Consider the following 13,573-nt stretch of genomic DNA (forward strand, 5'->3'; position numbering starts at 1 on the left):
GGAAACCAGTAGCAAGTTTGATGGTCCTAATACTAAAGTAGCTTTGATATAGAAGTTTGGGTAACGTTATGATAGTAATTTATATAATTCTATGTGCAATCTTTATAGCTGTTTTAGACAGTTCATTAGACTCTTAATTAAGGGGTATGTCTAACTTAGGAAAGATTTTCATAAATGTTGAAAAGTAAAATGAATAAGTTGTAGTATTTATGTTTTTTCCCTGAGTTGTAAAATTTCAGAATGAGAGAGACCGGTAATTTGAGCTATAACATCAATAGAGACACCGGCCTTGAGTGAGTTTTTTGCAACTTCAATATCCCTTTCTTTTCGACCTTCAATTTTACCTTTTTCATGGCCAATTTGGATGCCTTCTTGTCTACCTTTTTCTTGACCTACTTTAAGACCCTCATCAAATTTTTGAGCTAAAGCAGCTACCTCATCCATTATGCGTTTTTTCATTTGTTCATATGCTAGTAACTCTTCTTCTGACCAATTAAACTTATTCATCTCTTCATAAGCTCGTTTTATTATTACGTCACTACCAACTATTTTATCTAGGTCTTCTTCGTTTGTTTCTGCTGCATATCGGAAAAAATAACACCATTTTTCTACTATATTTTCTAGTTGGTCTTCTTTTGTCTTTGTAAATTTAGGTAGTTCTATGAATACGAAGTAAAAATCCTTTAAGTCATGTTCAAAGCTATTTTGATCTAAAATGACATGATTAGATTTGTACTCAGCCTTATCTGGAAAAATAATACAATCAGCAACAGCTATGAAGATAATTTCCTTGAGATTATGATAATTATCACCTTGATCAGCTTGACTTGAGTAGGCTTTAGCAGCATAATACTGAGCACGCTTTTCGAAGCCTTTGGTCTTAGTAAACTGCATTTCTATGATGTATCTTGAACCTTGAGAGTCTTTACAAAGAACATCGACAATACTTTGCTTTTTAGCGGCAATCTCAGGATCCAAAATGGTAGCTAAGAATTCAACATCGTGAATAGCAGCTAAGCCAGTAAAGCCTAAAATATCGTTCAAGAAATGAATGAGAATATCTTTGTTTTTCTCAGTGCCAAATATTCTTTTAAAGGCATAATCATTGCGTGCATCAAGAAACTTAGAAAGAGCCATGAGAAAGTAAGATAAAAAGCATTAATGATTATACACAATTGTGAGGAAATGTTCAATCTTTTTATTGTTTTAAATGTGTTGATGAAAAAACGTCTGTTAGAGATCATCTGAGAATTGCATTTAAGGCTTTAGATGTAGATTTTGGATCATCTTTTTATAATTGCCTTATAAAATACCTTAAAAACCCCAGCAAATGAATTGATAAGCTATGAAGAGCTTAAAAATACTTATTTTCAGTGTGAGAGACTAATCTCCTAATAAAAACACGAGCCCAAAAGCTCAATTACGATTTACCTAACATCGTGAGATCCTGTAAGTATGGGCGAAAAAAAGAAGGTTATAATATATACAGATGGAGCATGTTCTGGAAATCCGGGGCCTGGTGGATGGGCAGCCGTGGTGATGTATGAAAATAAAAGTGTCTTTATCAAAAAACGCATCTCTGGAGGTGAAGAAAACACAACGAATAACAAAATGGAATTAAAGGCTGTGATTAATGGGCTAAAGATGTTGAAAGTTTCTTGCAAAGTTATTTTACACACTGATAGTCGTTATATTAAGCAAGGTATAACAGAGTGGATCAATAAATGGAAGGTAAATGGTTGGAAGACAACCGATAAAAAGCCAGTGAAGAACAGGGAATTATGGCAGGAACTAGATGAAGTTGCTTTGCAGCATGATATTAATTGGAAGTGGGTTAGAGCTCACAACGGTAATATGTACAATGAGGAGGCAGATAGACTTGCTAGAAAGGAATCTAAAAAGCTAAAATATAGAGATTGTGAGGTCAAGAAATCACCAAAAAATAGAGGGAACTCTAAGTTTCATAGATTGGGTGGAGTATTATGGCAATAATTCTTTTAGACACAAAAACTATAAATCGTATAGCAGCGGGAGAGGTAATAGAGAGGCCAGCAAGTGTAGTAAAGGAATTAGTTGAAAATGCAATAGATGCTGGAAGTTCAGAGATAGAGATCAAAATAGAAAGTGGTGGGCGTAATCTTATAACTGTGACAGATAATGGAAATGGAATAGAAAAGGAAGATTTGGAACTTGCGTTTATGCGCTACGCTACTTCAAAATTAAGCGATAGTGAGTTAATAGAGATCAAGCACCTTGGGTTTAGAGGAGAAGCTTTACCTTCAATTGCAGCAGTAAGCAGAATGAAATTATCGTCTAAGGCAAGTGGAGCAAAGGAAGCATGGTCTATAAGGTATGAGGGAGGAGAAAAAATAAGAGAGATTACACCTTGTTCTTTGCTACAGGGTACATATATTGAAGTTCGTGACTTATTTTTTGCCACTCCAAATAGATTAAAATTTCTAAAAACCGAGAGGGCAGAAACACAAAGCATTGTTGACATTGTAAATAACTTAGCAATGATTAACTATAGTATTGGGTTTACTCTCACTTCCGGTAATAAAAAGCTCTTAAAATATGTTAAGCAAACTTCATTATTTAACAGATTATGTGAAACAGAAGAAGAATTTCAGAGCAATTCGCTGGAAGTTAAAGAGGAAGAAGACGGCATCAAACTTACGGGACACATCTGTAAACCAACTATTAGTCGTGGCAATTCAACTCAGATCTATACGTTTGTTAATGGAAGGCCAATAAAAGATAATCTACTTATTGGTGCAATTAGATATGCGTATCAAGATTTTATTCTAAGTGGGAGGTATCCTTTTGCAGTGCTGCACTTAGAGATACCATACGATCAAGTAGATGTAAATGTGCATCCAAATAAATCGGAAGTAAGATTTCAGAATAAAAGGCTAATATATGAAATAGTGAGAAGAGGGATAATAAAAGCATTATCAACGAGGTTTGCAGCAAGTGGTCAAGGTATTGAAGAGGAGCTAATTTTTAATGATAGTAAAAGCCAAGAGCAGGTTGATAGTAAAGAGAAAAAGAATCAAAAAGAGTTTTATGAAAAGAGACCAAGTCTTTTAGAAAATCGTCTAATGAAAGAATTCAATGCACCAGATGAAAGAAGGCAAAGCTTACCAGAAACGTTTAAGTATGGAGAATCTCCACCCCAAAAGGGAGCGATGGTTCTAGAAAGGGAGCAAATTGATTTAATAGAGGATCATCCTCTAGGGTATGCACGCTGTCAGGTCCACAGTACTTACATTATTGCTGAGGCTAAAGGCAAATTAATTATAGTAGATCAGCACGCAGCTCATGAAAGATTGATATACGAGTGCTTAAAGCAAAAATCAAGCATAAAAAGACAGAAACTTCTTCTTCCTGAAACAGTTAAAATCAAAAACCAAGCTGGAATGGGGATGATTGAAACTTATAAAGATGAGCTTTTTGAAATGGGTTTTGGTATTGAAATAGAATCAGAAGATAAAGTAAGGGTGAAAGAAATACCTGCAATCTTAGGAACAATAGATATAAAAGAGATGCTAGTTGATATAGTAGATAAGTTAACGGAAATGGAAGATACGTTGCCAATAGAGGATAAGGTGAATAAAATATCAGCTACAATCGCTTGCCATGGAGCAGGAAGAAAAATGAAATTGGAAGAGATGAATGAGATACTAAGACAAATTGAGAAAACTCCATATTCTGGTCATGAAAGACCAACTTATATAGAAATGAAACTAAGTGATATAGAAAAATTGTTTGAAAGGAGATGAGTTCAGTTTGTCAAAAAGGTTCTCAATTAAGCATACGTAACAGCTCTTCTGGTTATAGAGTCTTTGCAAAGAACATCAACAATGCTTTGTTTGTCAGAGGCAATTTCAGGATCCATAATGGTACTAAGGAATTCAATTTCCATTATTTGATCAGAAGTAGAAAAACCTAAGATATCGTTGAGGAAGTGAATTAAGATATTTTTATTCTTTTCAGAGCCAAAGATCTTTTTAAAGCTCAAGTCATTTTTGGGATCAAGAAATTTCGAAAGAGCCATGACGAATTAACCTAAAAAGCATTAGTAATTATACACAATTGTGAAGAAATATTCAACTAAAATTCAAACATAGAAAGAAGCATCCCTTTTGTATATCTTTATTTGGTAGTATTAAACTGTATAATATTTATGGCAAATATCTCTATAAGGTATCAGATAGCACAAAAAGTAAGGAGCTGGAGGTTAAAGCGAGGCTATACTCAAAAAGATTTAGCGGGAAAAATCGGCGTAACATATCAAATAGTACTACAATATGAAAAAGGAACACGAAAAATTTCGATTGAAAAGTTGTGCGCTATAGCAAAGGTGTTATCAATTAATATTACGGATCTTATTCCTGTATCAAATGAAAAAATCTGTTTTGAAGATAAGGGAGAGGAAATATTAAATCTAGTAAGAAAATATAAAACGATTAATGATCAAGAGTTGCGCAAGGTGTTTTACTTGCTAACAAAATTTACCCGAGTTGGTGAGAAAAGTAGTAAAAAAGCAGAGAAAGTAAAAATTGCAAAGGGCCTGGTTAAAGCAGGGATTTCTGTTGATATTGTTTCACAAGCAATTGGCCTCTCTGCTGATGAATGTGTTGAAGAAAAAATAGGTTCTATATACTGCAAAATAGGAAAGAAGATAAAAGAATGGAGACTAGTGCGGGAATATACTCAGAAGGATTTAGCAAAGAAAATGAGTACAACACGTGATGAAATAAGCAACTATGAACAAGGAAGAACTGCTGTTCCACTGGGAAGATTATATGAGATAGCAAAGGCGTTATCGATTAATATCATGGACCTACTTGAACTAACAGAGGATGCAGATGATAAAGTGGTACCTAATTTAATTGAAGAATACAAAAAAATTGAAAGCCAAGAACTACGTCATGCACTAATGAAATCTCTGTTTGAAAGCATACAAATTTGCGAAGAGAAAGTGAAAAGAGCAGAAAAGATGAAAATTGCAAAGGATTTAGTTAAGGAAGGAATTTCTATCAATATTATTTTAAAAACAGTAGGCATCTCTTTAGACGAAATTCAACAAATTTAAAATAAAAAATCAGTATCTATTAATATCTTTACTTTTTGATGAAAAAATAAGTAAAAAAGATTGAAAAATTGATTTGACTTCACTCGGAAGCTATGGCTCTATGCCAATGCTGATAAAGCAGTAAATATTAAAAAAAAGTTTGTTGTTAGTGAAGGGTAAATTATATGAATAATAATAAGAATAAAGAAGAAATAGAATTCAGAATATTAGAAAGCAAAGGCAAAGCACTACTTGATCGTGAAATAATGGAAACATTTTTAAGTGCAGTACATGAAAGGCCGCAAGCTCAAGAAATTGCTAAAAATCTGGTGAATACTTATGCAGGAGTAGGAAGGATTTTAGGTAGAGAAATGGATGACCTGAAAGTTATAGAAGGAGTAACTGATTCTGCAGTAGCAATGATTATGTGTGTTAAGGAAACACTAGAAAGGGTACTGAGAGAAAAGCTCAAAAGTGAGCCAATAATGGACTTACAAGGGCTAGTAGAGTACTTAAACGTAAGTATAGGACACTCAGAAAGGGAATGTGTAAAAATACTGTACTTGAATAAAAGGCGTCAACTAATTGGAGAAGAATCCTATATTGGTGAAATGGAAAAAGCACCAGTATACATAAAGGAAATTACAAGAAAAGCATTAATAAAGAATGCAACATTAGTAATAATGTCACACAACCACCCTGGGGGAAGTTTAGAACCTTCAGAAGAAGATCAAGAAGTAACAAAGAGCTTAGCAGCAGCATGTAGTACTGTAAGCGTTAGATTATTTGATCATATTATCATTACAAGTGGGGGTTATTTTAGCTTTAGAGAAAACGGATTGTTATAGCAGAAAGTATTTGCAAATCTACTCACTATAATTTATAATGAGTAATATAATGTATAATAATAAAGTTTATTGTACGCTTAAAAAGTATTTTTAATAGTGGAGGTAATATGGGTAATAAAATAATCGTACCTTTTGGTGATAAGGAAGGAGGTATCTACGAGTTAAACGTTGATCTTGATAAATTGTCAAAAGGTGAGATGTTAAATGCTATTGTAGGAATTGGTCGTACTAGCCAGCAGCCTACTTTTGTAAGCAAAATTAATAAGGCTAAAAAGCTTGTAGATAAAGAAGTAGTACCTTTCCCTGGTAGAGAAGTTCGCGAAAACAAAATCAACTATGGGAAAGGACTTGACTACATATATGGTACAAAACCTGTAAGTGATCAAGAAGATAAAAATCCATTTGCTTCAGCTTTGAAAAAAATAAAGCCAAGTGCAGAAAAGTTGAGCTGGTTTAAGAGTGCTGTGGTAAGAGCAAAAAGTCCAAATGAACTGCACAAGGTTGTAGACGAAGCACTAGCTGCTGGAGCAAGGCTAAATGCATGTAATGATGGAGAGTGGAGATTTTGCTCTCCCTCTCAATAGGGTTAAAAGACTGAACAGTATCTTTGGAATTATATCCCGTATTTACAAGGTTAGTCTAAACTCTCAACCTAATTTATAGTCTTGGAGGCAATTTTATGCAAGCAAATGCTGTTTTAGGTGTGGACATTTCTAAAAAGAAATTTGATGTTTGTTTATTGGTAGGCAACAAAGAACGGTACAAAGTCTTTCAAAATAATCATGATGGTTTTGAAAAGCTTGTGGCTTGGTGCAATCATCATGGAGCAGAACTTATTCATCTGTGTCTCGAAGCAACCGGTTGTTATAGTGAAGATATAGTTAATTTTATGTATGACTTGGAGCATAATGTAAGTGTGGTAAACCCAGCCCAAATCAAAGCTTTTGGCAGAAGTGAGCTACTTAGAAACAAAACAGATAAGTCAGATGCTGCCATGATTGCTAGGTTTTGTATTGCTAACAAACCTAATCTTTGGAAACCTGCTCCTCCCGAAGTTAGGCGTTTAAGAGACCTTTATCGTTGTTTGCAAGCATTTAAAGATGACAAGCTACAACAGATGAATCGCTTGGAAAATAAAAATACGGATTCCCATTGTAAACAAGCAATACTTGAGGTCATTGCTACAATAGACACACAAACTGCTGCTCTAGAGAAAGAAATTAATGAACATGTTAATAACCATTTGCATCTAAAAAATATAACAGAAAAGATCAAGACTATAAAAGGCGTAGGACATCTTACAGCTGTTGCTGTTGTTGCAGAAATGCCATCAGTTGATAATTTTGATAATGCCAGACAATTCACAGCTTTTGCTGGTCTAAACCCAGAACATTATCAATCAGGATCATCCGTAAGTAAAAAAAGTCGAATATGTAAAATAGGATCTGAGCGTATTCGCAAAGCTCTTTATATGCCAGCTATAGTAGTCAAGAATCATAATTCTTACTTTCAAAAGTTTTGTCAGCGTTTAGCAAGTAAAGGAAAATGTCCAAAGGTTATAATTGTTGCTTTAATGAGAAAACTAATGCATGTATTTTTTGGTATTCTTAAAAATGATCAACCATTCAATGGTAATTTAGTGAGATAATTTTGACAGTAAAAGCTTGGATCTTATGCTCAACTGTTTAGGATGTAATTTAACATGTACTTTGAGTTATAATATGTATCATTTTGATTTTAACTGAGCTCTGTACTTTGTAAAACTATTCTCAGAAGATTAAGAAGATATGGTCCTATAACTGTGGATAAATACGTCCACACACACTTAAAGTATTTATCCACAGTTACACTAATTTATAGAAAATGCAGATAAATTTTTTGTTGTTTTATAGCTAAATAACTTGTTGACAATAAAGACAGTATCTCCACTACGGCCTTACTGGCATTAGCTTCGCTACGGCTTCACCCTCTCCTATAAGATATTTTAGCTCTAATACCTTACATTATAAAGATACAAGCTTCGCGGAATATGTGATACTGGGCACACATTTTCATAAATTTGATAAGGCTGATCGTAAAAAGCTAATACGTAAATTAATGCTAAGTGGTGCAGAGTTTCATGATACTCTACTGCAGAATAAACTGATAGGTGAAATCTATAATGAGCTACAGCCAGAAGTTCAGCCACAGATAGATAAGCAACTAGAAGAGCTAGAGGAAGCTGGCGAAAATGCTGTGCAAGAAGGAGAATTAATAGATGTTGAGATAGATAATACAACATCGTATATAGAATTTTCTGGGAATAGTAAGGTAGAGGTAGCCAAAATACTGGAAGCAAACAGAAAGTTAGGAAGTAATATCTTAAAAATTGGTAATGATGCAGTTGAAGTTAAAAGTGAGAAGGGAGGTATAAGAAACTATACCGATATTTCAGATGGCAGCTCTGTCATGTTAGAATTTCCTACGAGCATTGGTAAGCTAAATATTGTGTTGTACCAAGAGGCAGATCAGGTGCAAGTGAGAGTAGAAAATAAGGAAATGTGGGCTGAGTTACAAAAAAGAGACGAAGAAATAGGAAAAAACTGCCTTTTTGGGGGAGTAAAACTTCAAGAAGCAGTAGAGAAAGGTAATTTCACTAGATGTGGCATATGGAGTGAAAAGTATGCTATAAAAGAGATTAGCAATGATGAAGTATTGTCTCCGTCTTCATGGGTAAATAGGGTATGTGGAGGTAGTAAAGAAACCTTTCGGGAACTTTAATGCGTCTACAGGCAACTTTAAGGTTCCAGAGGTTTTTTTTACCATTATATCTGGAGCCTTTGAGCTATAGTAGAAAATATTATATATGGTTCTTTGCGTGGAAAGAAGTCTAGATTATAAAGTGGGAGAAAAATTAAAAAGTTGGAGGTTAGAGCGAGGGTACACTCAGAAAGATTTAGCAGAGAAAATTGGTGTAAAATACTGGGTGATATTGCAATATGAGAAAGGGAATCGTAGAGTTCCAATTGAAAGGTTGTATGCTATAACTGAGGCACTATCAATCAGTATTACGGATCTTATTCCTGTATCAAAAAGCTGTCTTGAAGATGAAGAAGAAATATTAAATCTAGTAAGAGAATATAAAAAGATTAACGATCAGGAGTTACGTAAGATGTTTTGTTTGCTAACCAAATTTGTCCAAGTTAGTGAGAAAAGTAGTAGAAAATCGGAAAAAATAAAAATTGCAAAGAGTCTGGTTAAAGCAGGAGTTTCTGTTGATATTGTTGCAAAAACAATTGGTCTGTCTGCTGATGAATGTGTTGAAGAAAAAGTTGGTTCTATCTACTACCAAATAGGCAAAAAGATAAAGGAATGGAGACTAGTGAGAGAGTATACTCAAAAGGATTTAGCGGAGAAAATGAGTACAACACGTGACGAAATAAGCAACTATGAACAAGGACGCGTAGCTACTCCACTGGGAAAATTATATGAGATAGCAGAAACATTATCGATTAGTATTACAGATCTACTAACAGAGGAAGATGAAGGTAGTAAAGTGGAAAATGAGCTACCGAATTTGATTAAAGAATACAAAGAAATTGAGAGCCAAGAACTACGTCATGCACTAATAAAATCTTTGTTTGAAGGGATACGTATTTGTGAGGGGAAAGTGAGAGAGATAGAAAGGATTAAAGTTGCAAAGGATCTAGTAAAAGGGGGAATTTCTATTGATACTATTTTGCAAGCGGTAGGTTTATCTATTGATATGGTTTTAGATGGATAGCTCGTAAAAAAATTATAGCAATAAAGTTTTTTTCTTAAATGGAGGATAAATGTTTGTTTCTGCAAGCAATGTTAGTTACGGAATAGGGCAAAGAATAGAAAATTGTAGGTTAATGCGAGGGCATACTCAAATAGGATTAGCAAGTCAAATAGGTTTAACATACCAAGAAGTAAACAGCTATGAAGATGGGTATATTCCTATTCCAATTGAAGTACTATATATAATAGCAAGAGTATTATCAGTTGACGTTGTAGATTTATTACCTGAACCAGTAATAGTAAGGGAAGACAGCTATGAAGACGAGGAAATACTCTATCTAACGAAAATATACGAGAATCAAAAGTTAGGCAAAATAGTACCTTCATTAATCAGGTTTGTTCATATTAGCGAGAAAATCAATCAAGAGGAGGCAAGATTAGAAGTAGCAAAAAATCTAGTTAAAGAAGGAGTTTCAGTTGACATAATTTCCCAAGCAACCGGCTTATCTATTTACGAGTATGATAATACAGAGAGAGAAATCTGCACTGATTCTATATATTACAGAGTAGGGCAAAGAATAAGAGAATGGAGATTGATAAGAAGGTATACTCAAAAAGATTTGGCGGATAAAGTTGGTGTAACACTCAAGGAAATACACGAATATGAAAAAGGATATACTGAAATATCATTTGATAAATTATATGAAATAGCAGGGGAATTATCAGTGAATATTAAAGTTCTGCTGCCTAAAACAAGAGAAAGCAAAAAGCTATTGAGTTTAATGGATGAGTACGGAGAACAAGAATCATTAGTCAAATCTCTATCTGAAGATATGAAAAGTGGCAAGGAAAAAGTTAAAAAAACAGAAAGGATCAAGGTTGCAAAAAATCTAGCAAAGGAAGGTGTTGCTATTGATATTATTGTGCGAGCAAGTGGCCTAACTGCCGATGAGTGTGAAAATTGAATTGTGTTTAAGATATAAGTAAAAATGGTTAATATATTATCTATTCTAAACCCTTATTTAGCTCTGCAGAATTTTTTTGGCATTTCTACGTATCAAGATAAAACATCACAGAATTTATCGACTACTTTTTGATTTTCCTCTATCATTGCATTTGCTTCTTGCTGAAGAGATTTGATATTTTTTGATGTAATATTATCCATGTCAGGTGATGCTATTTTTAGTTGCGATTGTATACGTATATATTTATCAGCTATAACTTGATCAAGTTGGTAATTTACTGCATCTAAACTTGAGGCAAACATTACGTTCAACAGAGGTTTTATCCAACCTATCTTTCCAAATCTCCTTGAATTAGCTATGCTTCTATCTCTTCTTCCAGTACCTATTGATAACAGTAGAATATCATCATTTGGAAATAACCTCTTACCACTTGCATATGCACAAGCCGCTGGATTATTGGCAAACACCCCACCATCCACTAATACTCTTTTTATCTGGTTAATTTTGAGATGTTTTGGCATGAAATAAGTAGGTGCAGCCGTTGCAGCTCTGAGTGCATCTTTCAGCTTAATATTACCTTCTTTCCAGCTTTTAAAGAAAAATGGACGATTATTGTGAATATCATAACTTGTTATCAGTACCTTACTTAATGTGTTTTTTAGAATATCCTCTCCAAAATATTTATCCAGTACAGATTCAATATTTTTATGTGGGTATTGTGCGCAGTTAAACCAAGATAATATTGATCTCCTAAAAAATGAAGACTTAAAAATATATGCTCCGTACTCTTGGTAAAGCTCAACTAAATCATTGGCTGAATATTGGGGATTTCCTCGTTCATCTTTTCTACATAATCCCGCTACAACAATTCCACCGGTTGAAGTACCTGCTATAAGATCAAAGATTTCAGCTATAGTTCTTCTTGTTCTTTTTTCTATTTCTGCTAGTATAATGGCTGGTATGATGCCCCTTATGCCTCCACCGTCAACTGAAAGAATATATTTGGCCATGTTTAGATATTTATTGATTTTTTTGACTTTCCATAAGATGGTACAAGCCTCCACCTTCTAGGTGGAGAAACTTTAGTTTGTCAATGTCATAACTGTACTTTATAAAGTATAGTTATGACGGAATATGACAAAGGAAAACACACTGTATTTTATCATAGGTACCATATAGTCTGGATTACAAAATATCGGTACAGAGTATTAACTAAGGCTATGAAGGAGAGAATACGAACAATCATAGCAGAAGTATCTGAAGAAATGGGGATTAAGATAGAAAACGGAGTAATATCATCAGATCATTTACATTTATTCGTAGTAATACCTCCTCATATAGCTGTGAGTGATTTTGTTCAAAGAGCCAAAGGCAGGTCTTCACGCAAAATTCAACAAGAATTTCCAGAGCTAAATAAAATGTACTGGGGAAAGCGTTTTTGGGGAAGAGGATACTTTAGTGCTACCAGCGGACATATCACAGATGAAGTCATTAATGAGTACATCAATAAACATACAGATGCACATCAGCCTCATTCTATATCTAGTATAAGATTGGAGTAGCTTTAGCTTCTCACCGCGCTTCCAGCGCTATATCCAACCTTTCGGCTCTCAGCCGATAGTGGTTGAGTTGTTTGCTTTTATCAGGTTGTGTTTCTTGTCCAAGTACTACTGTATGTTTCACTCCTAGAGAAAATTGCACCAACCTAATAATTGATTCCGTGGATCATGCTAAAAAATCCGTGTTGGTTCAGGCATACCAATTTACCTCAAAGCCTATTGCTGAATCCTTAGTTCAAGCTAAAAAGCGTGGAGTTGATGTCATGGTTATTCTCGACGAATCGCAAGTTAGCTCAAAGTATAGTGTTATTAATGAACTGTTTCATCAAAAAATCCCAATATACATAGACTATAAACCTGCAATTTCACACAGTAAAATTATGATTATTGATGAGCAAAAAATCATAACTGGATCTTTCAATTTCTCTGACGCCGCGCAGAAAAAAAACGCTGAGAATCTACTGATTATAACAGGAGACCCTACATTAGTTGAGCAATACATCGAAAACTGGAAGGATCGTCAATCTCAATCTGATCCTTATACACCAAAAGTAGAAGAATAATTACTTTAAATCAGCTTTAAGCTCATCCAATTCCTCAGAAAGATTTTTTACCCTTTCCTCAAGTACTAATACTTTTTCCATTAAACCATATTCAATAAGTTTATCGTGAAATTGTACCCTTGAGTCTAGCTTGGATAACCACCATATGATTGCTACGGTTTGGATTAATATGGTAATAATTACCGTAATTGGGATTTTTTGCTTTTTCATGTGAAAATATTAACTTGTTATGGATAGTTTTAGAAGTTTATATACAGATTATAGAAAACTTACAGCTTTAGTGATTACTTTTTGTTGATTCGTATTGATCCTCTGCTTTAGCAAGTAGCTTTATGATTTTATCGTAATGTTTGTTATTTTTATTGTGTCGCGATTCCACTACAGCCATATTTCTAGGTCTTCTTCCGTCTTGGGCTGTAGCTGTAGGATTTGCTCCTTTGCTTAGTAAAAACTCAACGATTTCCAAATGTCCCTTATCTGCTGCATGGTGCAAAGCTGTCCATCCCATATACCCACCTGTAGCATTTATATTTGCTTTTTCTTTCACTAAAAACTCAACAATTCTTAGACACCCAGAATCAGATGCATGATGTAATGCTGTTAACTTATTAATCTGTACGCTAGTATCTAACAAATTTTCTACTGAGAATTTAACAATCTCTAAGTTACAATTTTCAGATGCAATTTGTAATATTGTTTTATAATTATCTGTAGCTTTTGCTTTCATATAGCAATAAGTAATAATAACACATACTACTGTTACTATAAACCACCAAAAATGTAGCTTATTTCTTGAGTCTCTATTCATATTCAATACCTT

Annotated in this window: 13 protein-coding genes and 3 pseudogenes; 11 read left to right on the plus strand and 5 right to left on the minus strand. The window is 34.0% G+C overall.

Annotated elements, in window-relative coordinates:
- Positions 1-207: 207 nt before the first annotated feature.
- On the minus strand, positions 208-1,137 hold the full coding sequence (locus tag ABWU33_RS03235) for an Rpn family recombination-promoting nuclease/putative transposase (protein WP_353280998.1): 930 nt from the start codon (positions 1,135-1,137) through the stop codon (positions 208-210).
- A 318-nt stretch (positions 1,138-1,455) separates the two neighbouring features.
- On the opposite strand from ABWU33_RS03235, the gene rnhA reads away from it, so the two are divergent.
- Positions 1,456-1,992, plus strand: coding sequence for a ribonuclease HI (gene rnhA / locus ABWU33_RS03240; RefSeq protein ID WP_406719608.1), 537 nt, complete (start codon positions 1,456-1,458; stop codon positions 1,990-1,992).
- A complete protein-coding gene (mutL, locus tag ABWU33_RS03245; protein ID WP_253309277.1) occupies positions 1,983-3,782 on the plus strand; it encodes a DNA mismatch repair endonuclease MutL in 1,800 nt (599 codons plus the stop codon). The genes rnhA and mutL overlap by 10 nt, the downstream gene beginning before the upstream one ends.
- Positions 3,783-3,820: 38 nt before the next feature.
- Here the strand turns inward: mutL and ABWU33_RS03250 are convergent.
- Positions 3,821-4,057: pseudogene (locus ABWU33_RS03250) on the minus strand (PD-(D/E)XK nuclease family transposase); the annotation flags it as partial.
- A 129-nt stretch (positions 4,058-4,186) separates the two neighbouring features.
- Between ABWU33_RS03250 and ABWU33_RS03255 the strand changes: the two are divergent.
- From ABWU33_RS03255 to ABWU33_RS03285, 7 genes and pseudogenes are all read left to right on the plus strand, one after another.
- The gene (locus ABWU33_RS03255; protein ID WP_264376373.1) at positions 4,187-5,098 is read left to right on the plus strand and encodes a helix-turn-helix domain-containing protein; all 912 of its coding nucleotides are present in this window, start codon (positions 4,187-4,189) and stop codon (positions 5,096-5,098) included.
- A 164-nt stretch (positions 5,099-5,262) separates the two neighbouring features.
- Positions 5,263-5,925, plus strand: a complete 663-nt coding sequence (locus ABWU33_RS03260) for a RadC family protein (RefSeq protein ID WP_230609182.1) — start codon at positions 5,263-5,265, stop codon at positions 5,923-5,925.
- 107 nt (positions 5,926-6,032) lie between these two features.
- Positions 6,033-6,491, plus strand: a pseudogene (locus tag ABWU33_RS03265) (hypothetical protein); the annotation flags it as partial.
- Positions 6,492-6,604: 113 nt separating this feature from the next.
- Positions 6,605-7,573: a transposase gene (locus ABWU33_RS03270; RefSeq protein WP_141456909.1), complete on the plus strand. Its 969-nt coding sequence runs from the start codon at positions 6,605-6,607 to the stop codon at positions 7,571-7,573.
- A 365-nt stretch (positions 7,574-7,938) separates the two neighbouring features.
- A pseudogene (locus ABWU33_RS03275) lies at positions 7,939-8,685 on the plus strand (hypothetical protein); the annotation flags it as partial.
- 85 nt (positions 8,686-8,770) lie between these two features.
- Complete coding sequence (locus ABWU33_RS03280; RefSeq protein WP_141456911.1) at positions 8,771-9,688, plus strand: helix-turn-helix domain-containing protein; 918 nt, start codon at positions 8,771-8,773, stop codon at positions 9,686-9,688.
- 49 nt (positions 9,689-9,737) lie between these two features.
- A complete protein-coding gene (locus tag ABWU33_RS03285) occupies positions 9,738-10,631 on the plus strand; it encodes a helix-turn-helix domain-containing protein (protein ID WP_141456913.1) in 894 nt (297 codons plus the stop codon).
- A 92-nt stretch (positions 10,632-10,723) separates the two neighbouring features.
- Here ABWU33_RS03285 and ABWU33_RS03290 read toward each other — a convergent pair whose 3' ends face one another.
- Positions 10,724-11,641, minus strand: coding sequence for a patatin-like phospholipase family protein (locus tag ABWU33_RS03290; RefSeq protein ID WP_264374795.1), 918 nt, complete (start codon positions 11,639-11,641; stop codon positions 10,724-10,726).
- 114 nt (positions 11,642-11,755) lie between these two features.
- Here ABWU33_RS03290 and tnpA point away from each other — a divergent pair, with 114 nt between their 5' ends.
- Entirely contained in the window at positions 11,756-12,193 is a 438-nt protein-coding gene (gene tnpA / locus ABWU33_RS03295) for an IS200/IS605 family transposase (RefSeq protein ID WP_265024376.1), read from the plus strand.
- A gap of 62 nt (positions 12,194-12,255) precedes the next feature.
- Positions 12,256-12,753: a phospholipase D family protein gene (locus tag ABWU33_RS03300; protein ID WP_265024111.1), complete on the plus strand. Its 498-nt coding sequence runs from the start codon at positions 12,256-12,258 to the stop codon at positions 12,751-12,753.
- On the opposite strand, the gene ABWU33_RS03305 is transcribed toward ABWU33_RS03300, so the two are convergent.
- Both ABWU33_RS03305 and ABWU33_RS03310 read right to left on the minus strand, forming a co-directional pair.
- Positions 12,754-12,963 carry a hypothetical protein gene (locus ABWU33_RS03305; RefSeq protein WP_264374793.1) on the minus strand — a complete coding sequence of 70 codons (210 nt, stop codon included), beginning with the start codon at positions 12,961-12,963 and terminating at the stop codon, positions 12,754-12,756.
- 67 nt (positions 12,964-13,030) lie between these two features.
- The gene (locus tag ABWU33_RS03310) at positions 13,031-13,561 is read right to left on the minus strand and encodes an ankyrin repeat domain-containing protein (RefSeq protein WP_230609188.1); all 531 of its coding nucleotides are present in this window, start codon (positions 13,559-13,561) and stop codon (positions 13,031-13,033) included.
- Positions 13,562-13,573 lie beyond the last annotated feature (12 nt).

Origin of the sequence: Wolbachia endosymbiont (group B) of Cyclophora punctaria (assembly GCF_964028235.1) — a bacterium.
Lineage (GTDB): Bacteria > Pseudomonadota > Alphaproteobacteria > Rickettsiales > Anaplasmataceae > Wolbachia.